The following is a 20,943-nucleotide window of genomic DNA, read 5'->3' as shown; positions in this document are numbered from 1 at the left end:
TCCCGGGACGCGCCGGGCCGGGAAGGGCGTGCCACCAGCGGGGACATGCAGGTCAGGGCCGGTACATCGGGTTCGGCATGGTTCCTGCCTTCGGAACAGGCGGCCGCGTATCGAGGTCGGTGTAGCCCAGGCGCAGGCGATAGCCGTTGAGCGGGTAGCGTCCGAACTCCCGGCCCAGGAAGCCGGTAGCTTCCAGCCGGGCTGCCTGCCCCGGGTGGGAGTCGGCGTACTCCGTGATGACCTCACGGGTCAGGTTCCACAAGTCCGCCGACGTCACCGGCAGGCCGCGGGCATCCAGCAACTCACCGAGCGGACCCCAGACCCCCAGGAACAGCGCGTCAACAATGTACTGCCGGAGCACGTGCCACGGTTTGCGGGGCAGCACACGGACGTGGCCGTCAGGTTCCCAGGAACGCGCCGGAACAGGGTCAGTGCTCACGCACACGTCGTCCACGAGGTCCTTGATGACGAGCCGGCTCGGCATCCCCTCGGCATCGCAAATGAGCATGAGGTTCTCGCCGTGCGGGTTCACGCTCACCCCGTAGGTGCGCAGCAGGTGCAGCAGCGGCCGGACGGTAACCGACACCAGGGCCCCGAGCCAGTCCGCCAGCTCCCGGCCGGAGAGTTCGGCCAGGGCCTCGATTGCCGTGGCGCCGGTCGGGTCCTCGTGCAGCACCATTGCCAGGGGCCATACCGTCTCGCCCTCGGCCAGGGAGGGGTCCACGGGCTCACGCCAGATGCAGCCCAGTGTCTCGTCCCATTGGTAAGGCACGCCGGGGTAGTCCGCGAGGTGGGGATGCCGCACCGTTACGGAGGCCACTTCACCCAGCAGCACGGTGTGGCGGCCCAGGAACGGATCGGCGTCCCAGATGGACCGCATCCAATGCGTTGTCATCGGAGCAGCCAACGAGCAATGCCTCGGAATGCCGCGGTACACCGAGGTATTCAGGACTTTCAGCGGCAACTTGATCTGCAGTTTGGATGGCTCGTCAACGTTCACCAGGGTGCGGATCGACTGCGTGGGCAGGTATTGGTCCTCCTGTTCCCCCAGGACAACGATCTGCCCGGACAGCAGGCTGCCGGACCACAGTTGCCGGACCACGTGATCCACCTGCCAGGGGTGCGCAGGGAGCAGCACGTAGCCGGACGGGTCGCCCCCGGCTTCGCGCAGGACGGCCGTGAAGCGTTCCTGCGTTGCGAGATCCAGTTCGCGGTCGATCAGGTCATGCTCGGACATGGACGGAACGGACCGGAACTCGGCCAGCCTGCGCGACACGGCAAGCCACACCGGACGCAGCGGCCTGCCGGCCTCCGGGGCGTACTGCGCGCAGTCGGACGCCGAGAAGCCGAGCCTTCCCTTGTTGGCCACCAGCAGGGGGTGGCCGGTCAGCTGTCCTTCCATCTGTGCATGGGGCAGGCGAACCAGCTCCTTGGCCGGGATCCCCTGCGCTGCCAGCTGCGCATCGGCGGCGAGCGTTGCGGACAGCTCGGCGATGTAGTTGGCCACGGTGGTCCCGGTCAGTCCGAGCGTGCTGGCTGCATCCACGACGAACCGCCCCGGATCATCCGCCGGTTCGCTCTCGTCATCGCCCAGCACGCCACGGCTGACTCTGCGGACGGATTCCGGATCGACGACGTAAGAGCCGAAGCCGGTCCGCCTGGCCTGGAACAGGTAGGACGAACTTTCGAGGTGGAGTTGAAGAGACTCCGTGGACCCCGCGCCCGTTAATTCAGCGCTCGCTGCTTCAGCGCTGAGCAACTCCTCGGAGAGCAGAGCACCGATGAGCTTTGCCAGAAGCCTTGCGGATGGCAGATGGGTCATAGCTGGGCTCCTTCACGGCAGGCTTCCTTCGCGTCCTGGGAGGACTCCGTATCCCGCGGAGGCGGAGCGGGCTCGGCCGCCATGAGCAGGGCGGTCTTGTCAGGCAACTGCACGGTGCCAACGGACTGGAAGCCGGCATCGCCGAAGGCGCGGTGGGACCGTTTGTTCAGGAAGTCCGGCTCCGCCACGAGACGCCCGCAGCCAGCCAGGACCTCCGGGGCGCTTTCCAGTACGCCGCGGATCACACGTGCGCCCAGGCCGCGGCCCCTCGACAGTTCCCCGAGGGCGAGGTGCATCCCAAGGTCGGTCTGGGTGTGTTCGATATGCCGGCCCAGGTCATCGGCTGCCACCCGGTAGACCTCGACATAGCCCGTCACGCGCTCTCCTGCAACAAGCGTCAGCGCCAGGCTGTCGGGGTCCCGGAGCAGTCCGGCAACGTACTCCGCCCATCTGTCCGCTGCCCAGGCCTGGTGCCACCACTGCTCGACGTCGGGCTCGGCCATGAGGGTTGCCAGGCCTTCCGCATCAGCCGGCGTGGCCAGCCGAAGGGCGTGGTCCTCCAGCAACAGGTTCCGGTTCCACTTCAAGCCGTTCATGCGCGGACCACCAGGGGGTTGGGAACGTCCAGGTACACGGACTGGGCGTCCAGGGGCGCCACCACCTCGTCGATTCCGGCCAGCCGGGTCGCCAGATGCGCCTTGCACGGCAGGGTCGGGGTGTTCAGCCAGCGCTTCACCAGCCGCACCCCGGCCGGGCCCTCCTCGGCCAGGGCCGGGAGTGCCGCCTGCAGCCGCTCGCGCACCACCGCGAGCAGAAGTTCCTCATCCGCCATTCCTTCGGCCGCCATCGATCCGACAAGGGAGAGCACCTGGTTGTGCAGGAGGTAGTAGGTCAGCCGGTCGTCGACGATGCCGTCCTCGACGACGGCCAGGGTGCTGCTCTTTTCCCCGGTGCAGGCCAGCACGTCGGCCAGTCGGGAGGCGGCCAGGTAGTAGCCCTGGTTGTCGCGGTAGGCACCACCGGTGATCGCGCCGTCAGCGTCCAGGCACACCAGGGTGTTCTGCTGGTGGCCTTCAAGTCCGATGCCGGTGGTGGCGTACAGGCCGAGCATCGGCACGAGGACGCGGTCGACATAAGTGCCAAGCCACGCCACAGGGTCGGTGCACCACCGTGCCAGGAGACTTGGGCCCCACGCATCCGGACCGGAGGGAGCCGAGGGCGCAATGAGGCCTGCCAGGCACACCATCCGGTCGACGCCGTCCGGGACCTCCCGGAGCGAGACGTCGAGCCCGGTCAGGGTTCCGCCCGTGGCATCCGAGGGGTCAATGACGGCCGCCCAGGCCGGATCCCTGACGATGGTAAAGCCCGGATCGCTGTGCGTGATGTATCCGGCACCAATCAGCCGGTCTACTTCGACGCCCCGCTTGAGTTCAGTGGCGGTCGCATCCCTGACTGAGTTGGTGATTTTCAGTCCCGTGGACAGCTTCAGCATCACTGCGTGGTCCGGGTGGAAGAGCGTTCGCAGGCTTGAGGTGGCCCACCATTCATCGCCCAGGGGACCCAGCGGCCGGAGCAGCCCGGCGGCCATCAGCTCCCGGACGGCCCCGCGCTGCTGCACGGCCGCCGCCTGCCAGGGGTGTGCCGGGATCAGTACGTGACCGGGTGCAGGGCTGTACCCGGCAATCCCGGCGAGCAGTTCGTGCACGTCCTTGCCCCCGAGGGAAGGGGCATCGGCGGCTTGGTCCTGTGCAACCACCGAGCGGTGCGCCTCGAACCAGTGCAGCTGGAAGCGTCCGCCGAGCTCTGGAGAGTATGCCTCGAGTTCGTCTGCGCCGAGCTCGTCCCTGCTCTTTGGGGCGGGGTGCTGCAGGTGGCCCAGGAGGAGTGACCGTTCACCGTCCAGGAACAACGGACTGTCCAGCGAAGCACTCCTTTCCCTGGCAGCGAAGGTGCTGACGTTGCGGATCGATTCCCGCGTCCGGCGCAGCAGGAGGGAGCGTTCCTGCTCATCTGCCCCTGTTGTCAGGAGGGACAGCAGTTCTTCGGCGCCCACGTCATGCCGCGTCCCGTCCGGGTGCACCGCCGCCACGTCGCTGAAGCTGTGCAAGCCCGTCCGGGAGAAGTGGGTGCAGCGGGCGCTCACGTTCAGCGGAGTGCCGGGGACCGCCGTGAAGATGCCGTCGCCGTCGACCGCCACCCCGCGTTCCCGCACCCAGCAGCGAAGGACCGCGTCAACGTGCGCCGAGTCCGCCAGGAGCTGCAGATCGATGGTTTCTGCCCCGCTCATGATGCTTCCCCGATCTGGGCGGTTGCGGGAACGTGGGACTTGGGCATGGGAAACTCCATCTGCTCGGGTAGGTGTTGAATAGGGTCGGATTGGGAAAAGGCCTGCGGCACCCCGAACTGCTGGAAGGCGATGCTGCCCTCCACGGGATAGACCTCGCGGCCGCAGATCTCGCGCAGGATGCATGAGTTGCGGTAGGCAGCCATGCCGAGGTCCGGCGTGACGAAGCCGTGGGTGTGGAGTTCGGCGTTCTGGACGAAGATCTCACCGGGTTCGACGCCGGTGCTGTAGTTGCGCTCGACGGCGAACCTGCCGCTGCTGTCGCGTGCGATGCGGTCCTGCACGCCGGCCAGGAACCGCGGTTCACGGTAGCTGTAGCCGGTGGCAAGGACTACCGCCTCGGTGTCCAGCGTGTAGTCGGCGCCCTGTTCCTCGTGCCGCAGCTGCAGCGTGTGCGAGCCCAAGGCCGCGTCCCATGACGCGCCGGTCAGCGCAGAGTGGGTCAGCAGCTGCGTATCCACGATGCCGGAGAGGCTCTTGGTGTACAGGAGATCGTAGATGGCATCGATGAGCTCGGAATTGATGCCCTTGTAGAGGTTCTTTTGGCTCTTGATGAGGCCGTCGCGCTGGTCCTGCGGGAGGCCGTGGAAGTAGTCCACGTACTCCGGGGACGTCATTTCCAGGGTGAGTTTGGTGTACTCCAGCGGGAAGAACCGGCCCGAGCGGGTGACCCAGTTCAGCTGGTACCCGTGGACATCAATCTCCTGCAGCAGTTCGCAGTAGATTTCCGCCGCGCTCTGGCCGCTGCCCACGATGGTGATGCTGCCCTGCTTCTGCAGTTCGCTCTTCCTCGACAGGTAATCGGCGTTGTGGAGGACAAGTCCCCCTCTGCCGTTGGCCGCCGCGTCGACTATTGCATCGCAGGCCGCCGGCACATACGGGGACGTTCCGGTGCCCAGCACCAGCCGCCGAGCGCGAAGCACCGCCGGACCGGCCGGACCGTCCACCGAAAGCGTGTACACGCCGTCGTCGTAGGTCACGTCCCGGACATCCGTGCCGAACCGCACCGAGTCGAGCTGGCCTGCCACCCACTGGCAGTACTGGTTGTACTCGGCGCGCAGCGGGTAGAAGTTTTCCCGGATGTAGAAGCGGTATAGCCTGCCGGTCTGCTTGAGGAAGTTCAGGAACGAATAGGGCGAGGTGGGATCGGCGAGCGTCACGAGGTCGGCCATGAACGGCACCTGCAGGTGGGCGGGCTCCAGCATCATGCCGGGATGCCAGTCGAACGATTCGCGGCGCTCCAGGAACACCGCGTCGAGTCCCTCAACCGGGGCGCTCAGTGCTGCGAGTCCCAGGTTGAAGGGCCCGACGCCGATTCCGGCGATGTCGTAAATGCGGGCCGCACTGGAAGCGTCAAAGGCAGGGGTGCTCATGCTGCCGCCTCCTTCCGGTTCAGCAGCGCGGCACCGGTTCCGCGGAGCAGGCTGACAATTTCACTGATGTCCTCGAGCGTGGCCTCGGCGTTGAGTAGCGTGAACTTCAGGAAGTGCCGTCCGGCCACCTTGGTGCCGGCCACCACTGCCTCGCCAGAATCGAAGATGGCGGCCCGGATGGCCTGGTTCAGGGCGTCCGCGCCGTCCTCGGAAAGGCGCGTTCCGTCCTCGAGCAGCGGCCTGTACCGGAAGACGAGCGTGCTGAGCTGGGGCGGTGCGGCGAGTTCGAAGTCCGGGTCTGCCGCCAGCACGGCGCCCACCCTTTTGGCGAGGTCGATCGCCTCATCGAACAGCGCTCCGACTGCGTCAGCCCCCATGATCCGCAGTGTCAGCCAGAGCTTGAGGGCGTCGAAGCGCCGGGTGGTCTGGATGCTTTTGTCCACCTGGTTGGGAATGTCGGCGAGGGCAGCGGCTTCCGGGTTCAGGTAGTCGGCGTAGTAGGTCACGTGGCCCAGCATGGCGCCATCCCGGACCACCAGGGCGCTTGAGCTGACCGGCTGGAAGAACGTCTTGTGGAAGTCGACAGTGACCGAATCCGCCAGGTCAATGCCCGTCAGAAGGTGCCGGTAACGCCCCGACACCATGAGCCCTCCGCCGTACGCGGCATCAACGTGGAACCAGGCTCCGTGGGCACGGGCCAACGCGGCGGTTTCGGAAAGTGGGTCCACCGCGCCGAAGTCGGTGGTGCCTGCGGTGGCCACGACCGCCATCGGTACCAGGCCGCTGTCATGGGCGTCCGCCAGAGCCTCGGCGAGGGCGGCGGGGTCCATGCGGTGGTCGGATTCGCAGCGCACCGGAACCACGGCGTCGTAGCCCAGCCCGAGCATGGAGGCAGACTTGCGGATGCTGAAGTGGCTGTCCTCCGAGGTGAAGATGCGCAGCCTGTCGAGCAGGGCCGGGAGCCTGAGCCCTGCGGCCTCGGGATCCTGCCGCAGGGCCGCCACGGCGTGGTTCCGCGCAATCAGGAGGGCCTGGAAGTTGGACTGGCTTCCGCCGGACGTGAACACACCGTCCGCGGCGGCTCCGAGGTGCAGGCGGTCCGCGGTCCATTCGATGAGGCGGCGCTCGATCATGGTGCCCCCGGCGCTCTGGTCCCACGTGTCCAGGGACGAGTTCACGGCCGAAAGGACCGCCTCCCCCACGAGCGCCGGAATGACGACCGGGCAGTTCAGGTGGGCGGCGTATTTGGGATCGTGAAAGTAGACGGCGTCGCGGAGGTAGACCTCTTCGAGCTCCTCCAGCGCCGCTGCTGTATCCGGCAGCGGCCGGTCCAGGTCGACCTCCCGTACGCGGCGCTCCATGTCCGCGGGTCCGACGCCGGTGAACGGCAGAGTGGTCCGCTCGAGTTTGGTGGCCACGGCGTTGACCCCTTGAAGCACCTGTGCCACGTATCGCGGGGCATTGCGGGCGTTGAAGAGGTGGTTGCTGGCGGACAAGGCAAGTTCCACGCGGGACCCAAAATCGGGGTAGGCGTGGGCCCCGGGTGCCTTGTCCGCGCCGGTTTCGTCAGCAATTCCTTCGTCGGCGTATATCTCGTTCGGTGACATCTCATGAACTGGGGGCAGCAACGTCACGGCGGTGGTCCTATCCTCGGGCTTGGAAAACACTGTTGAGCAAGGCAAGCCTTACTTAGGGCATCCTTTTAGTCAAACTTTCATGATGTAATTCCCGAAAACCGCGAATCGGCGCGGATTTTCCGGGTAACCCGGGCGTAATTGACTTTCCCGACGGCTCGGCGACGGCGCATAATGCCCGTTTTGGAGGCCCCGGCATGGGAAGTTGGCCTGCCAGCGGCAGAGCAGGAGGGTGGCCGGATCCCGGTGCCATGGCCGCCGGAAGTCCTCCGGAGTAGAGTTCCAACCAAGGTTTCAACAGGCCTGTGCACCGGAGTGCAAACCCGGGCACGGCGGGAAGCAGTGGACATGTCCGACGCCGGCTCTGACCCAATCAACTTCACGGAGATTGACGCGCGGGGACACCCCGCCCGCTACGGCCGCGAGCATGCCGACGGCGGATCCGGCACCTACGGCCCCGCAAGGCGGCAATGGGGCACGACAGAGGGCGGGGCGGCCGGACAGGGCAGGCTGTCCATCAACCCGTTCATCGTGGCGCTCTGGGCGGTTGCCGCAGGCCTCATCATGGCGGCCTTCGCGGCATTCACGATTGCCCAGGAATTGCTTAGCGTGCCCGGGTCACCGGAATCCACGCCGGTGGGTTACATGTGGATGACCTTCGCGCCCTTCCTGCTGTTTGCCGGGCTGCTGGGCGTCATGGGCCTGCTGTTCTGGCACGCTTCCCAGTGGCGCCGCAACAGGGACATGCAGCCCCCGCCGTCGTAGGCCACAAGGCGCGCGGCGGAGCGGACGGGCTACCCGGCCTGGGCGGTACAGCTAGCCGGCCGGGACCTCACGGCCCGCTGAACCGCCAGGGCCATGGTCTTTGGGTTCCGCGGCATCGGGCTTGGCCCCGGTCAAGCGCCGCAGCCTGAGTTCATCCGTGACCTGGGTGTACCACGAGTGGGTGCCGAAGGCGGGGCTGGGGCAGTCCAGCTGACGGTAGAGGGCGTCGGCCAACTCCGCGAGCGCGGACTCCGACATGGCTGCGACTGCCTCGGCCGGGTCGACGGACTCGTCGAGGTAGCGGGCAAGATCGTCCCCGTTCATCTTGCGAGCCGTTGGGCGCGGAACGGCACTTGAGGCAGCACGGGAAAGTTCGCCTGGGTCAGGCAGCCACCTATTTCGAGGGTGGCACGTCCGGGATCAAGGTCCGCTCGGACGGGGACGCGCAGCAGTTTGTGGTTCAAAGAATTCTCCAGGAGAAAGTCTGCAAGCCAACTGCATAGCCCAGACCGATCGTACGGAAATGTCCCGGGGCTCACAAGTCTGCAAGCCGGGCACCATAGCGGCGGCCGAGCTATTCGCCTCCCGCGCGGCCCAGGCTGCGCGCGCCGGGGCGGTTAAGTGCCGAGGAGCGTGGGCGCTGCCTCCTCCGGCCAGTCAATGCACTGTGTGTAGACCTCATGCTGGCGAAGGTACCGCGCGGTGAACGGGCAGTGCGGAATGATCCTCTTCCCCGCGGCCACGACGTCGTCCAGCGCGAAGTGCACGAGGACGTTGGCGAGCCCCTGGCCCTGAAACTCCTCAGCCGTTTCCGTGTGGATGAAGTCGACATGCCCGGGCTTGTCCATGAACCGGATATGCACCGCAAGCTTTCCCCCAACGTGCAGCTCGTAGCGGTGGAGTTTATCGTTCCGGAAGGTGCTGACATCCGGGGTGAATTGATCCTCGGTGGATACCGTGTTCTCCGTCATGGTTCGACATTGGCACTTAATGATCTGGCTGGCAATGCTTCCGTTGCACGGGCAGGCACCCGACCCAGCAGCAGGACGGCCAGCGCGAAGCAGGCGGCGCCTCCGCCCAGTAGGGCCAGCGTCAGGCCATTGAACGCGGCGTCCGCCACGGGGATAAAGACGACGACGGCGGCAGTGAGTACCGCGGCAGGAGGCCGCCCGCGCGAGTGGGCGGCCGCCGTCGGACGTTCCTCCAGCCGCCCGAACAGGGCAACGACCGGCAGCAGCAGCGCGATGACGCCAAGGAGCACCAGCGGCCGCGACCACCACCATGCGGCCGTGGCGGACGCAGGCTTGGGAAAGTCAGTGAGCAAGAGCAGCCCGGCCATGGCGGCGAGCAGGGGCAGGTGCCAGAGATAGACCGTCATGGCGCGTCGGCCGACGACGGCCACCGCGGTCCGGAACCAGGGAACGGCGGCGATCCGGTCCAGCCCCGGCCGGAAGAGCTGCAGAGTGGCAGCTTGGGAAACGCCAAGCAACAGCAGGCAGAAATTGGGCGGATTCAGGTTCACCAGCATGTTGTCCCGGTACAGGCCAAGGCCCGTGACGATCAGCAGCAGCAGGTTACTGGCAGCAATCAGCCCGACGAGCCACGATTTGCTGCGGCGGGCAAGGAATCCGTCCGCCATGAAAAAGCCGAGCTGCTGCACGGCGCACCACAGGAAGAGCATGTTGACGTAGGCGAGGAGCGGCATGGCGCCGCGGAAACAATCCACCGTGATGACCAGCGCCGCGAGTGCGCCCAATGTCAGCCACGGCGCGCGACGATGGAGTCCGGCCAGGAGCGGGACGTTCAGCTGCGCGGCGAGGTATGCGGCCAGGAACCAAAGCGGCATTCCGGCCCCGCTGGCCGTCAGCTCCACCACTTGGGGATCTACGCCAAGGAGCAGCGCGGCCCACAGGGCCGCGAACATCACTGCCAGCAGCGCCGCTGCCGGCCTGACGAGACGCAAGAGCCGCGTCTGGGCGAATTCGTAGCCGGTGCCTCCGCGGGCCTGCATCCGGCGCCACGACTGCAGCCCGGTGATGCCGCCGGTCACGAAGAACAGCGGCATCACCATGAAGATCCAGATAATCAGCTCAAACCAGTCTTGTTCGGCCAGGGTATTTTCGGTGGTGACCGTGCCGTCGGCGTGCAGCACGGGGCTGGCCATCATGCAGTGCCCCACCACCACCAGCGCCAGGCAGACAAACCGGGCCAGGTCGATGGCCAGGTCACGCTCCGGTGCGGCCGTGCCGTCGACGGGCCCTGGCCGCTGCGATGAACCCTCCATGGCGCCCCTCACCGAACGCGGAACTGGCTAACGTCCTTGTCAGGTCCATTGTCCGCCGGAGCGGGGCGGGGTGCCAGCAGCCGCAGCACCGTGCCATGCCATAGCCGTTGGAGAACCTTCTGGGCGTCAGCGGGTCAGCATGGCCAGCGCCGACGTGGCGAAATCCTTGGCGGACTCGTTCCAGCGGACCAGGAGGCCCTGAAGGTTCTCGCCGTCGGCACGGTGCGCGGCGGTCTGCGCCTCCAGCGTGGCCAGGACACCGGTGCGCAGCTCGGTATTGAAGTTGACCTTCCCGACGTTCATGGCCGCGGCCTTCGCGAGTTCCTCAGCCGGAATGCCGGATGCCCCGTGAAGGACCAGCGGAATGTGGGTACGCACGGCGATGTCCTGCAGCACGTCCCAGCGCAGTTCAGGCTTGCCCTTGTATTTGCCATGGACGTTACCCACGGCAACGGCCAGCAGCTGGGCGCCCGTCCGGGCCACGAAGTCCTCCACCTGCGCGGAATCGGTGAGGCCGGCCGAGTCATTTCCGGCAGCGGCGCCGTCCGCACCGGCTCCGAAGGCGCGGTCTTCGTCGCCGGCGAGCCCGCCTAGTTCCGCTTCAATGACGACGCCGGCGCTCCCCCGGGCGTCGAGGGCGGCCCGCACCTCGCGGACCAGGGCGATGTTGTCCTCGTACGGCAGCGACGAACCGTCGGCCAGGACGGAGTCGGCACCGGCTGCGACGGCGGCGGTGATGACCTCAAGGTCCGAGGCATGGTCCAGTTGCACAGCCACCGGCACGGCTGCGGCATCCGCCAGTCCCCGAAGCGCGGTGATGAGCCTGAGGCCATTGGTGGTGGCGGCTGTCTTGGGCGCCACCAGCAGGATGACGCCGCGGCTGGCCTCTTCCGCCGCACTAACGACCGCCAGGGCCGTAGTGAAGTCGTAGCAGGTGAAGGCAGGGACCGCGGAACTCTGTCGGAGGGCGGATCCGACAAGTTCATCGAGCTGTGCGCGCATCAGAGCGCCGCCCGTTCCAGCGGGATATTTGCGGTCAGGTCGGCGTTCAAGGTTGGTTTCTCCTTCAGTGCAACTGCTGCTGGCCCGCGGCGGCGGGCATTTCGATGGTCGGCTGGCCGACGACGCCGGAGGGGGGACCGCCGTCGTCGGAGTTCCGGATGCAACGCCGAGGGTTAGTCGGCCGTGCGCTTGGTGGGGGCCACGACCTTGATCACGGCGGAGTCGTCGGCCGCGGCGAGGCCGTGCGCCTGGCCGAGCAGGTAGAGCTGCTCGGCAGCGGCGGCAACCGGGGTGGCCAGGCCGGCAGCACGGCTGGCCTTGCCTACGATTCCCATGTCCTTGACGAAGATGTCCAGGCGGCTCAGGACCTCGGCGCCTTCCTCGGTGTAGGCCTCGAGGATGCGCGGGCCGCGGTTGGAGAGCATGAAGGATCCGGCGGCACCGGCCTCGAGGGCGGCGAGGGTCTTGGCCTGGTCGAGGCCAAGGGCATCGGCGAGTGCCATGGCCTCGGCGGCGGCGGCGATGTGGATGCCGCACAGCAGCTGGTTCACGGTCTTCAGGGCCTGGCCATCGCCGGGCTTGTCCCCCACAATGGTCAGGGTGGAGGCGAGCAGTTCCAGGACCGGCCGGGCGGACGCGAGCGCCGTGGGTTCGGCGCCAACCACGATCAGCAGATCGCCTTCGCCGGCGCGCTTGGGGCCACCGGAAAGCGGTGCGTCAATGAGGGCAACGCCGTATTCAGCCAGCCGCGCGACGGTGTCAGGAATGGCTTCCGTTCCCACCGTGCTGGTGAGGATGACGACGGCACCCGGCTTCAGGACACTGGCCACGCCATTCTCGCCAAAGAGGACGTCATTGAGCTGTTCGCTGTTGCGGACGGCAAGCAGCAGGGCGTCCGTGTCCTCTGCGGCCGCGCGGGCCGAGGCAAAAGTGCGGACGCCGGCGTCCTCAGCGAGCCGGAGGCGCGGCTCAGCAATGTCGAAGCCGTGGACGGTCAGCTGGGTGGCAAGGCGCGTGGCCATGGGCAGTCCCATGGCGCCGAGGCCAAGGACGGTGACTGTGTAGTTCGAGGGCATGGTGTTCTCCATTGAAGTGTCTGGGGCTGTGCGGCCGGTTGATCCGGGCCGATGATTGGTCTGGGGCCAACCAGCGGCGATCAGAAAGTGTTGCTGAGCTTGCGGGTCACCTGGGCCAGGGAGTCGTCGTCGCCCACGTTGCCGGCGAACACGATGTACGGGATGCCCTTGGCGGGGCCGTCAACCGGCTCCCACAGGCTGACAATGCCTGGCAGCATGGGGCCGCGGACGATCGCGTGCCGGATTTCCAGGCCATGGGCTGCCACGTCCGAGGAGGTGATGCCGCCCTTGGCGATGACGAACCGCGGCGGGAATGTCTTGAGCGTCCGGTTTACCACTGCCACGACGGCGGCGGACACGGTGCGCGCGATCCGCAGGCTCTCGGCCGGATCGTCCGTCTTGATCAGCAGGCGGCTGGTGTGCACGATGACGTCACCGCCGTGAAGGGCCTCGACGACCGTATCCACCGTCTGGTCCAGGTACGCGTCCGCTTCCGCGCCCAGCAGCTTTTCGACGTCGATCTCCACGATGCGGGCCGCGCTGTGCTGATCCGTCAGCACCTTCAGCTGGCGCGTGGTGACACCCACGTGAGAGCCGACGACGATAAGGCCGCCGGCCTCCGACGGAACGTTCCCGGCATAGGCCTCCTCGCCGGTCAGCTCGGCCCGGATGTCCTGCCCGATGCGGGCACGGACGAATGGCGGCCCAACGCGGTAAAGGAGCTTCTTTCCGCGGCGTTCCGCTTCCTCCAGGCCGAGGGCAAGGGCGCGCAGGTCATTCTCCGTGACGATATCCGCAACGATGGGAGTGGAGGCTGCGGCGGGTTCGATCGCGTCGGCGATGGCCTTCGCGGAAACATCAGCATCGCCCGTGGCGGCACCGGCCCGGATGATGTTCAGGTCCAGCACGATGACGGAGTCCGCGGAGAAGCGGCCCTGCGACTTCTCCTCGACGTATTTGGCCATTTCGGAGTTAACGAAGCCGAAGGTCGCATCTTTTGCGAATTCCGTCTCCGCCACAGGAGTGAGCTGGCCGGCCTCGTTTCCCGTGCCGCGCATGTAGTGCACGCCGCCGATGGTGACGCGTCCGGCGTCGGGAAAGGCCGGGACAATGACGACGCCGTCCGTCGCCTCGCCGCTCTCGGCGGCCACGGTGGCGGCAATGACATCGGGCTCGAGCGGGAAGTGCCCGCGAAGCGTCGAATCGCTGCGGCTGACGAAGCTGAGGTGGATTTCCCCTTCACCGTTCCGGGCGGCTGCCAGGGCATTGCGGACGATTTCCTCGTTGCGGGCGGCAGCTTCGGCCGGATCCAGGCTCCGCGTGTTGGTCAGCACGTAAACAGCGGCCTTACCCTGATGAAGGGCCCAGGTGAAGTCCTCAACTGCCCACCGGGTGAGAACAGGCAGATCGGAGACTGACTGCGTTCCGGTGGGATCGTCGTCGAGGACCACCAGCACGCGCGGGGCCGTCGCGGCGGAAGCCGCGACCGCACTGGCCACCTGCTGCGCCGGGATCTCGAGCTCCGCCGGGTAGGCGGCCAGGGTGTCTGCTTCAAGGGGCACTGTGCACTCCGTTGTGTCGAAACTATGTTGCGGATATTTCTGTTGCGATTACTGCTGTCAGATGTCAGACATCTGTCGTTTGAATGCTAGTGTGGCATATAGCACAGCGGGTGCGCAAGTAGACTTGTCAGACATATATGTGAGAGCGCTGATTGGGGAAAATGGCACGGAAATCTCTGGTGGGCGTCGTGGCCGACGAACTCCTTGACCGCATTATTGCCGGCGAATTTCCGCCGGGCGCCAGCGTGCCCGGCGAGCTGGAACTCAGCGCACGGCACGAGGTCAGCCGGATGACAGTCCGCGAGGCGATGAAGACGCTCGAAGCGCAGCGCATCCTTAGCGTGGAGCGCGGCCGCGGCACCTTCGTCAACCCCCTGAACCGCTGGTCGTCGCTGGAGGCGGTGCTCCGGGCAGCGTCGGAGGGACAGAACGGTCCGGCAGCGGCCATCCAGCTCATTGAACTGCGCAGGATGCTGGAAACGGGCGCCTGTGAACTTGCGGCGCAGCGCATCACCGATGCCGAGCTCGAGGCACTCCGCTCCCGCGTGGAGGACATGCGGGAAGCCCATCAGGCCGATGACGTGCCCCGCTTCGTTGCCGCAGACCTCGCGTTCCACGACCAAATCCTGCAGGCTTCGGAGAACGTCTTCGTGGCCGTCCTCTTCGAACCGCTGCACCGCGTACTGGAGAAACGCCGCACCGAAACCTCGAAGGTTCCGCAGATCCAGGAGCATGCCATCGGCCATCACCAGAACATCTTCGACGCCCTGGCCGCGCGGGACCCCCAGCGTGCCCGGGCTGCGATGGACGCCCACATGCAGCAAACCCTGGACGACCTCAGAAGCTACGTCCTGGAAGCCTTATCCCCGAAAACCTAGTCCCGGGACTCTCCTTCCGATACTCTGCAGGAACGGCCAGCGGCCGGGTATCGATGCCGATCACGAGGAGCGAAGTTGTCTAATCACACCTACAGCATTTCTGAAATTGTCGGAACCTCGACCGAAGGCGTGGACGCTGCCGTCCGCAACGGAATAGCCGAAGCCGCGAAGACGCTGCGGAACCTCGACTGGTTTGAGGTCAAGGAGATTCGCGGCCACCTCGACAACGGCCAGGTTGCCGACTGGCAGGTCACCATCAAGCTCGGCTTCCGGCTGGAGCGCTGACGGCGCCCCAGCCGTAGTTCAAGCCCACAGTTCAATCCCGTAGTTCAATCCCAGGTCCCGGCGGGGCCTGCTGCCGCCCCGCAACGGGCCTCATGATTCCTGGTCAGCCGCCCGGCGCCGCCAAACGGTGGGTGCTCCCCCATATGCGGGGAGCACCTGGCCCTCAAAGAAGGTGTGCACATCCTGGGGTGACTGGTCCGGGGCCCACAGCCCTGAGGCCGGGCAGTGGGTTCCGGTTGAAGCGGACGGCGCCTGGCGTGCCCTGAGCAATGCGATGCGTTTCATCGTTGAATGTCATCCTTGGTGGTCGAAGAAGGTCTCCTCCAAGGCTAGGAAGGCAACGGCCGGGACCCAATGGGCGGATGGCCAGAATCCCGCCCCCTGTCTGGGCAGCAGCACAGCCGCCCCCGTTTTCAGACCAGGATCACAAGGAGCTCCGCCATGTCACAGGTGCCGCAACTCACGCTCAACAACGGGATCACCATCCCCCAGCTCGGGTTCGGCGTCTTCCAGGTGCCGCCGGAAGACACCCAACGGATCGTCGAAGAGGCCCTGGAGGCCGGCTATCGCCACATCGACACCGCTGCGGCGTACCGCAACGAGGCCGGGGTAGGAGCCGCCATCGCCGCCTCCGGCCTCCCCCGCGAAGACCTGTTCATCACCACCAAACTGCGGAACGGCGAACAGGGCAACGCGCTCGAGGCGTTCCAGAACAGCCGGAAAGCCTTGGGACTGGACTACGTGGACCTCTACCTGATCCATTGGCCCGTGCCTTCGCAGGGACTCTACACAGATGCATGGAAGGCGCTGGAAAAGGTCTACGGCAGCAACGAGGTCCGCGCCATGGGCGTATCCAACTTCCTCGAAGACCATCTGGACGTCCTGCTGGCGGAGGCCGGCGTCGTTCCCGCCGTGAACCAGATCGAACTGCATCCCACGTTCCAGCAGGCGGGAGTGGCCGAAAAGTGCCGCTCGCTCGGCATCGCCGTCGAGGCCTACAGCCCACTGGGCCAGGGCGCGGACCTCGATGCCGGCGCCGTCACGGCGCTGGCCCGGGAACGGGATGCCACTCCAGCGCAGATCATCCTGGCCTGGCACCTCGCGGCCGGCACGATCGTGATTCCGAAGTCCTCTTCGCCGGCGCGGATGCGGGAAAACCTCGCGGCCGCGTCAATCAGTCTGGGCGCCGCGGATGTTCAGTCAATCGATGCCCTGGAATCGGGTAACCGCGTAGGCGGGGATCCCGCCACCGCTGAACACAGCCAGCTCTAGGACTCCGGCTCCGGCTTCCGGCTGCTGAATCGAGGAAGGTTCCATGCAGTACACCCATCTGGGCCGCTCCGGCCTGAACGTCTCCCGGCTTTGCCTCGGCACCATGAACTTCGGCCCGCACACCGACGAGTCCTCAGCACACTCGATCATGGATTCCGCACAGGACCACGGCATCAACTTCTTCGACACCGCCAACGTTTACGGCGGTGCAGGGCACCGCGGCTGGACCGAGGAAATCATCGGCCGCTGGTTCGCCACAGGCGGCGAGCGCCGCGAACGCACCGTCCTGGCCACCAAGGTCTACGGCACCATGACCGACCGCCCCAACGAGTCCAGACTCTCGGCACTGAACATCCGCAGGGCCCTCGATGCCAGCCTGAAGAGACTCCAGACCGACTACATCGACGTCTACCAGTTTCACCACGTGGACCGGAACACCCCCTGGGACGAAATCTGGCAGGCCGTTGAGGTGGCCGTACAGCAGGGCAAGATCCTGTATTCCGGCAGCAGCAACTTCGCCGGCTGGCACATTGCCCAGGCACAGGAATCCGCCGTGCGGCGCAACTACACCGGACTGGTCAGCGAGCAGTCCCTCTACAATCTGCTGACCCGGAACGTGGAGCTGGAAGTCATTCCGGCTGCAGAGCACTACGGGCTCGGCATCATTCCCTGGTCTCCCCTGCACGGCGGCCTTCTGGGCGGGGTACTCAAGAAGGAGCGCGACGGCGTCCGGCGGCTTGCGGGGCGGGCGCTGGAAACCCTGACGAAGCACCGCGACCAGGTGGAGGCCTACGAGGATTTCGCAGAGGAACTCGGCCACGAGCCAGGTGAGGTCGCACTCGCATGGCTCCTGCACCAGCCGGCTGTGACCGCCCCGATCGTTGGCCCCCGCACGCAGGAACAGCTCGACGCCGCCATCCGGTCCCTGGGCGTGGCACTCGGGGAGGATGCGCTTAAGCGCCTCGACAGCATCTTCCCCGGATACCTCACGGCACCCGAGGACTATGCATGGTGACGGATACCGCTAGCTAGGGAGCTTCCGGGCGCTGCGGGTCCTCCAAGGCGGGTTCATCAGGCTGGCCGTCAGGTCCGGTGGGTGGCCCCGGGGAGCCCTGCGGAGGAACTGCAGGTTCCTCCTGCGGCGGGTCCTGTTCGGGGTCGAAGGGAAACCCCTGCGGAGTCTTCTGTTGCTGATCCTCCGGGGAGTCCTGCCTGGATTCGTCGGGCGTTTCACTCATGTTCAGGATCCTTTGCTTGTTGGGAATGCCCGCCTCCCGGCAGGGCCGCGGTGCCTGTCCCCCTGCCGGGTCACACCCAAGGGATACCAGCGCCGTGCCATGGAGTCCAGAGGGCCGTGCCTGCTGTGCCGTATAAGGTTCCGCTCCAGCTCCACAATGTCCCGGCTGAATGATGCCGACAGCGAAACCAACGCGAGGGCCAGTGCGGCCATGCCGATTCCGTGCGGCGTGCCGGGCGCCAGCGCAAGCAGAAAGGCAAAGGGCTGGTAAGCGCCAATGGCCTTGCGCAGTCTGCTCGCGGTCAGAGTTCCCCTCAGGGCGGGCCGGATCCAGCCAGCCACCGCGAACAGGTACCACATCAGCCCAATGGCAAGAACCCACGGGCCATGGCTTCCTACCGCTGCGCAGGATAAGACGAGAACCAGGGCTGCATCGGTTTGTACATCCAGCCGTGCCCCGGCAGGAGAAGCGCAGCCGAAATACCGGGCCACCGCTCCATCTACCGCATCGAGCAAGAACGCCACGGTGCCGACGGCGATGAACAGCATGCCGGGCACACTGGCGCCGAGAAATGCGGGCACAGCCATGGCCGCGCAGCACGCCACGAGGACGGCGCGGACCAGGGTCACGCGATCTGCCGGGGTGATCAGCGGCGGCCTGCGCCGGAGAATGGTGAAGACCGCGCTCCCCATGACTGCGGCGCCGGCACCCAGCCCTGCGTAGAGGAGAAGTCCGGATTCGGCATGGGAGACGGCAAAGAGCCAGGTTCCGGCCACAAGAAAGCCAGCCATCGCCGTTGCCGCATCCATCAGCGCGCGGCGCCTGCTTGGGAGCCTCATCTGCCACCTCGCGCTCATCCTAACAAGCGGAGACTGAGGGCAACACGCCCTGTGCAAACGGCGGCTGATAGGAAAGACTTTTGGCATGGCACTCTCACCGCTTATCGAGCTCAACGATGGCCACCGCATACCGCAGATCGGGCTTGGCACCTGGCCGCTGGATGATCGCGAGGTGGCGGACGCCGTCGTCCAAGCGGTTGAAGCCGGGTACCGGCATATCGACACCGCCGTTAAATACGGCAATGAAGCGGGAGTGGGCGACGGAATCCGCAGGAGCGGCCTGAGCCGCGAAGAGGTCTTCGTGACCACCAAACTCGATGGTGACTTCCAGGGCGATGACAGGGCGGTGGCCGGCCTCGAAGGCTCGCTGAAACGCTTGAAGATGGATTACGTGGATCTGCTGCTGATCCATTGGCCCCTCCCGCGGCGAGGGGAGTTCGTCTCCACGTGGAAGACGTTTGAACGGCTGCAGGCCGACGGCAAGGCCCGTTCGATCGGCGTGTCGAACTTTACGCCCTCCCACCTGGAACAGCTCATGTGGGCCACGGACGTGGTTCCCGCCGTCAACCAGATCCAGCTCAACCCCTCGGTCACGCGATCCGCGGATTGCGCCTATCACGAGCACCACGGGATCGTCACCGAATCGTACAGTCCGCTCGGCGCACATTCGGGCCTGCTGTCTGCTCCCGTACTGGGCCGGATCGCGAGTAAACACGGCAAAACAGAGAGTCAGGTGGTGCTGCGCTGGCATGTTCAACAAGGCCTGGTGGCCATCCCAAAGTCGGCAAATCCGCAACGGATGAAGGAGAACATCGACGTCTTTGGGTTCACCTTGGACGAGGAAGACCTGGCAGCCATCGACACGCTTGATGAAGGGCCGGAGTCCGGCGTGAATTCCGACGTACAGGGCCATTGAGAACCGCGGAAACGAACCGGACCAAGGAGGTTTCTTCAGGAACCAACTGGCAGAAAAATAGTAAGCATGTTTAGTATTAGGGAGAAGGACGAAGCGTACCCGGCAACCCGGGTGCCTCCTTTATGAAGAAGAAGGAACGATAAAAATGGGTTTTTTCGCATTTCTGATTCTGGGCCTCATTGCCGGAGCCATTGCTAAGGCGATCCTCCCCGGCCGACAGGGCGGCGGCATTTTCATCACGCTGCTGCTTGGCGTTGTCGGAGCAATTCTCGGTGGCTGGATCGGCAGCGCACTCTTCGGGGTGGGAATCAACGAATTCTTCTCACTGTCCACTTGGCTGCTGGCCATTGGCGGGGCGATCGTCGTCCTGCTCGTCTATGGCATGATCACCCGGCGCAGCGTCCGCTAGCCGGAGCGCGGCTGGAAACCGGCCCCGGGACTTTTGCCCGGGGCCGTTTTCATAGCTGATGCCTTTGCCAGCTGAATTTTCCACATCGTACTTATCCCTCTCAAGAGCAGGAGTTCATCATGAAATCCAAACTTCTCTTCGGCGCCGGAATTGCTGCGGGCTACGTTCTCGGATCGAGGTCCGGCCGGGCAGCGTACGACAAACTCAAGGCCCGTGCCACCAGCATCTGGGACAGCAAGCCCGTCCAGGACAAAGTCTCCGCGGCCACCGAAGTGGTCAAGGAAAAGGCGCCTGAGGTGAGCGATCAGCTCTCAGAGGCAGCACGTCGGGCCGGGACCGTGCTCAGCTCGGCAATGCACCGCGATTCCTCGAAGTCAGGCACCACCGCCTCGGGCGTCACGGGCTCGAGTGCCAGCACAGCGTCCGACGGCGGCACTTCAGACAGCGCGCACGTTCCGGCCCACAGCACTCATCCGGAAACCGTAAACCTCGGCACTTCGGACGTGGAGTCCGATCCTGCACTGAATGATGCCACTGGCCAGGACTGGTCCGGCGAAGGTGGCGCAACGGAGGCCGGCGCCGCGACCAACGTGGACGCCAAGAGGCCCTAGCGCGATCCCGGCATCCCGGCATTCCAGCCATTCGGTTGCCCACGCGGTTCCCGAAGTTGGCACCGAAGTTGGGGCCGATAAATTGTCGGACCCCTCTGGCACAGTATTCCTATGGAAGCCATTGGGGGTCGCAGAACTGGTACGGCGGGGTGGACAGGAATGCCCGCCCCGCGTACCGGCCTGATTTACAGCGTCCCGCGATCAGGAGCTCCAACTCCTGACCAAAATTCCAGCACCGCCGTTGCGGACACTCCTTCGTCCGACGGCGGTGCTTTCGTTAATCTGCGGCGCTGCCTGGCGCTGTTGGAAGCGGCGGTGGACTCCGCGCCCGGGGAGCTGGCGCTGGCCGGTTTCCGGGAGGCTGCGGACTTCGCTGACGTGGCCGAGGAGATTTCGCGCCGGGTCGAGCATCTGCAGCTGCTCTCCGCCGCGGCCGTCGACCGGACCCGCATCGCCGCGATCAACGCCGCCGGCCCTGCGAGCAAGGCCACGGGCTGGACCACCGGCTGGGGCACCGAACCGGCGGCGCCCGAACCCTCGGCGCCCGGACCAGCGGTTTCCGCGGGCCCGGTTTTCGATCCGGCCGATGACGGGTGCCGGAACACCGCGGAGTTCCTCAAGACGCGGCTAAGG

General features: G+C 66.0%; 21 protein-coding genes and 1 pseudogene. 9 read left to right on the top strand and 13 right to left on the bottom strand.

What is annotated here, in order from left to right; all coding sequences use genetic code 11:
* Positions 1-52: 52 nt before the first annotated feature.
* Genes JYA52_RS05010 through JYA52_RS04990 form a run of 5 tightly spaced genes read right to left on the bottom strand, consistent with a single transcriptional unit; the run spans position 53 to position 7,173 of the window.
* Positions 53-1,822 carry an IucA/IucC family protein gene (locus JYA52_RS05010; protein WP_205652104.1) on the bottom strand — a complete coding sequence of 590 codons (1,770 nt, stop codon included), beginning with the start codon at positions 1,820-1,822 and terminating at the stop codon, positions 53-55.
* Complete coding sequence (locus JYA52_RS05005) at positions 1,819-2,418, bottom strand: GNAT family N-acetyltransferase (RefSeq protein ID WP_205652103.1); 600 nt, start codon at positions 2,416-2,418, stop codon at positions 1,819-1,821. The genes JYA52_RS05010 and JYA52_RS05005 overlap by 4 nt, the downstream gene beginning before the upstream one ends.
* Positions 2,415-4,109, bottom strand: coding sequence for an IucA/IucC family protein (locus JYA52_RS05000; RefSeq protein WP_205652102.1), 1,695 nt, complete (start codon positions 4,107-4,109; stop codon positions 2,415-2,417). The genes JYA52_RS05005 and JYA52_RS05000 overlap by 4 nt, the downstream gene beginning before the upstream one ends.
* The gene (locus JYA52_RS04995) at positions 4,106-5,539 is read right to left on the bottom strand and encodes a lysine N(6)-hydroxylase/L-ornithine N(5)-oxygenase family protein (protein WP_240459969.1); all 1,434 of its coding nucleotides are present in this window, start codon (positions 5,537-5,539) and stop codon (positions 4,106-4,108) included. The genes JYA52_RS05000 and JYA52_RS04995 overlap by 4 nt, the downstream gene beginning before the upstream one ends.
* A complete protein-coding gene (locus JYA52_RS04990) occupies positions 5,536-7,173 on the bottom strand; it encodes a pyridoxal phosphate-dependent decarboxylase family protein (RefSeq protein ID WP_307869317.1) in 1,638 nt (545 codons plus the stop codon). Before JYA52_RS04990 ends, JYA52_RS04995 begins: the two co-directional genes overlap by 4 nt.
* Before the next feature lie 348 nt (positions 7,174-7,521).
* Here JYA52_RS04990 and JYA52_RS04985 point away from each other — a divergent pair, with 348 nt between their 5' ends.
* Entirely contained in the window at positions 7,522-7,938 is a 417-nt protein-coding gene (locus JYA52_RS04985; protein WP_205652101.1) for a hypothetical protein, read from the top strand.
* A gap of 51 nt (positions 7,939-7,989) precedes the next feature.
* On the opposite strand, the gene JYA52_RS04980 is transcribed toward JYA52_RS04985, so the two are convergent.
* The 6 genes from JYA52_RS04980 to JYA52_RS04955 form a co-directional block, all read right to left on the bottom strand.
* Entirely contained in the window at positions 7,990-8,262 is a 273-nt protein-coding gene (locus JYA52_RS04980) for a hypothetical protein (RefSeq protein WP_205652100.1), read from the bottom strand.
* 293 nt (positions 8,263-8,555) lie between these two features.
* Positions 8,556-8,909, bottom strand: a complete 354-nt coding sequence (locus tag JYA52_RS04975; protein ID WP_205652099.1) for a GNAT family N-acetyltransferase — start codon at positions 8,907-8,909, stop codon at positions 8,556-8,558.
* A complete protein-coding gene (locus JYA52_RS04970) occupies positions 8,906-10,222 on the bottom strand; it encodes an acyltransferase family protein (protein WP_205652098.1) in 1,317 nt (438 codons plus the stop codon). The genes JYA52_RS04975 and JYA52_RS04970 overlap by 4 nt, the downstream gene beginning before the upstream one ends.
* A 126-nt stretch (positions 10,223-10,348) precedes the next feature.
* Complete coding sequence (locus JYA52_RS04965; protein ID WP_205652097.1) at positions 10,349-11,224, bottom strand: class II fructose-bisphosphate aldolase; 876 nt, start codon at positions 11,222-11,224, stop codon at positions 10,349-10,351.
* 173 nt (positions 11,225-11,397) lie between these two features.
* On the bottom strand, positions 11,398-12,300 hold the full coding sequence (locus JYA52_RS04960) for an NAD(P)-dependent oxidoreductase (protein ID WP_205652096.1): 903 nt from the start codon (positions 12,298-12,300) through the stop codon (positions 11,398-11,400).
* Between the two features lie 80 nt (positions 12,301-12,380).
* Positions 12,381-13,862 carry a four-carbon acid sugar kinase family protein gene (locus tag JYA52_RS04955; protein ID WP_205652095.1) on the bottom strand — a complete coding sequence of 494 codons (1,482 nt, stop codon included), beginning with the start codon at positions 13,860-13,862 and terminating at the stop codon, positions 12,381-12,383.
* A 161-nt stretch (positions 13,863-14,023) separates the two neighbouring features.
* On the opposite strand from JYA52_RS04955, the gene JYA52_RS04950 reads away from it, so the two are divergent.
* The 4 genes from JYA52_RS04950 (at position 14,024) to JYA52_RS04935 (ending at position 17,312) form a co-directional block, all read left to right on the top strand.
* Positions 14,024-14,740, top strand: a complete 717-nt coding sequence (locus JYA52_RS04950) for a FadR/GntR family transcriptional regulator (protein WP_205652094.1) — start codon at positions 14,024-14,026, stop codon at positions 14,738-14,740.
* A 75-nt stretch (positions 14,741-14,815) separates the two neighbouring features.
* The gene (locus JYA52_RS04945; protein ID WP_078029066.1) at positions 14,816-15,025 is read left to right on the top strand and encodes a dodecin; all 210 of its coding nucleotides are present in this window, start codon (positions 14,816-14,818) and stop codon (positions 15,023-15,025) included.
* A gap of 441 nt (positions 15,026-15,466) precedes the next feature.
* Complete coding sequence (locus JYA52_RS04940; RefSeq protein ID WP_205652093.1) at positions 15,467-16,297, top strand: aldo/keto reductase; 831 nt, start codon at positions 15,467-15,469, stop codon at positions 16,295-16,297.
* Positions 16,298-16,340: 43 nt separating this feature from the next.
* Positions 16,341-17,312 carry an aldo/keto reductase gene (locus JYA52_RS04935; protein WP_205652092.1) on the top strand — a complete coding sequence of 324 codons (972 nt, stop codon included), beginning with the start codon at positions 16,341-16,343 and terminating at the stop codon, positions 17,310-17,312.
* Positions 17,313-17,325: 13 nt separating this feature from the next.
* On the opposite strand, the gene JYA52_RS04930 is transcribed toward JYA52_RS04935, so the two are convergent.
* Complete coding sequence (locus JYA52_RS04930) at positions 17,326-17,535, bottom strand: hypothetical protein (protein WP_205652091.1); 210 nt, start codon at positions 17,533-17,535, stop codon at positions 17,326-17,328.
* A 2-nt stretch (positions 17,536-17,537) separates the two neighbouring features.
* A complete protein-coding gene (locus JYA52_RS04925) occupies positions 17,538-18,374 on the bottom strand; it encodes a CDP-alcohol phosphatidyltransferase family protein (RefSeq protein WP_205652090.1) in 837 nt (278 codons plus the stop codon).
* Between the two features lie 85 nt (positions 18,375-18,459).
* Here JYA52_RS04925 and JYA52_RS04920 point away from each other — a divergent pair, with 85 nt between their 5' ends.
* The 4 genes and pseudogenes from JYA52_RS04920 to JYA52_RS04905 form a co-directional block, all read left to right on the top strand.
* A complete protein-coding gene (locus JYA52_RS04920; RefSeq protein WP_205652089.1) occupies positions 18,460-19,290 on the top strand; it encodes an aldo/keto reductase in 831 nt (276 codons plus the stop codon).
* A gap of 145 nt (positions 19,291-19,435) precedes the next feature.
* Positions 19,436-19,699, top strand: a complete 264-nt coding sequence (locus JYA52_RS04915; RefSeq protein WP_205652088.1) for a GlsB/YeaQ/YmgE family stress response membrane protein — start codon at positions 19,436-19,438, stop codon at positions 19,697-19,699.
* Between the two features lie 119 nt (positions 19,700-19,818).
* Positions 19,819-20,310 carry a hypothetical protein gene (locus JYA52_RS04910; RefSeq protein ID WP_205652087.1) on the top strand — a complete coding sequence of 164 codons (492 nt, stop codon included), beginning with the start codon at positions 19,819-19,821 and terminating at the stop codon, positions 20,308-20,310.
* Between the two features lie 315 nt (positions 20,311-20,625).
* Positions 20,626-20,943, top strand: a pseudogene (locus JYA52_RS04905) (HNH endonuclease signature motif containing protein); the annotation flags it as partial.

Source organism: Arthrobacter pascens, from assembly GCF_017052465.1.
Taxonomy (GTDB): domain Bacteria; phylum Actinomycetota; class Actinomycetes; order Actinomycetales; family Micrococcaceae; genus Arthrobacter; species Arthrobacter pascens.
This window is presented reverse-complemented; position numbering and strand designations above follow the sequence as displayed.

Coding starts and splice junctions, on each gene's coding strand:
- JYA52_RS05010 (WP_205652104.1), bottom strand. CDS start 1,822: ATGACCCATCTGCCATCCGCAAGGCTTCTGGCAAAGCTCATCGGTGCT.
- JYA52_RS05005 (WP_205652103.1), bottom strand. CDS start 2,418: ATGAACGGCTTGAAGTGGAACCGGAACCTGTTGCTGGAGGACCACGCC.
- JYA52_RS05000 (WP_205652102.1), bottom strand. CDS start 4,109: ATGAGCGGGGCAGAAACCATCGATCTGCAGCTCCTGGCGGACTCGGCG.
- JYA52_RS04995 (WP_240459969.1), bottom strand. CDS start 5,539: ATGAGCACCCCTGCCTTTGACGCTTCCAGTGCGGCCCGCATTTACGAC.
- JYA52_RS04985 (WP_205652101.1), top strand. CDS start 7,522: ATGTCCGACGCCGGCTCTGACCCAATCAACTTCACGGAGATTGACGCG.
- JYA52_RS04980 (WP_205652100.1), bottom strand. CDS start 8,262: ATGAACGGGGACGATCTTGCCCGCTACCTCGACGAGTCCGTCGACCCG.
- JYA52_RS04975 (WP_205652099.1), bottom strand. CDS start 8,909: ATGACGGAGAACACGGTATCCACCGAGGATCAATTCACCCCGGATGTC.
- JYA52_RS04970 (WP_205652098.1), bottom strand. CDS start 10,222: ATGGAGGGTTCATCGCAGCGGCCAGGGCCCGTCGACGGCACGGCCGCA.
- JYA52_RS04965 (WP_205652097.1), bottom strand. CDS start 11,224: ATGCGCGCACAGCTCGATGAACTTGTCGGATCCGCCCTCCGACAGAGT.
- JYA52_RS04960 (WP_205652096.1), bottom strand. CDS start 12,300: ATGCCCTCGAACTACACAGTCACCGTCCTTGGCCTCGGCGCCATGGGA.
- JYA52_RS04950 (WP_205652094.1), top strand. CDS start 14,024: ATGGCACGGAAATCTCTGGTGGGCGTCGTGGCCGACGAACTCCTTGAC.
- JYA52_RS04940 (WP_205652093.1), top strand. CDS start 15,467: ATGTCACAGGTGCCGCAACTCACGCTCAACAACGGGATCACCATCCCC.
- JYA52_RS04935 (WP_205652092.1), top strand. CDS start 16,341: ATGCAGTACACCCATCTGGGCCGCTCCGGCCTGAACGTCTCCCGGCTT.
- JYA52_RS04930 (WP_205652091.1), bottom strand. CDS start 17,535: ATGAGTGAAACGCCCGACGAATCCAGGCAGGACTCCCCGGAGGATCAG.
- JYA52_RS04925 (WP_205652090.1), bottom strand. CDS start 18,374: ATGAGGCTCCCAAGCAGGCGCCGCGCGCTGATGGATGCGGCAACGGCG.
- JYA52_RS04920 (WP_205652089.1), top strand. CDS start 18,460: ATGGCACTCTCACCGCTTATCGAGCTCAACGATGGCCACCGCATACCG.
- JYA52_RS04915 (WP_205652088.1), top strand. CDS start 19,436: ATGGGTTTTTTCGCATTTCTGATTCTGGGCCTCATTGCCGGAGCCATT.
- JYA52_RS04910 (WP_205652087.1), top strand. CDS start 19,819: ATGAAATCCAAACTTCTCTTCGGCGCCGGAATTGCTGCGGGCTACGTT.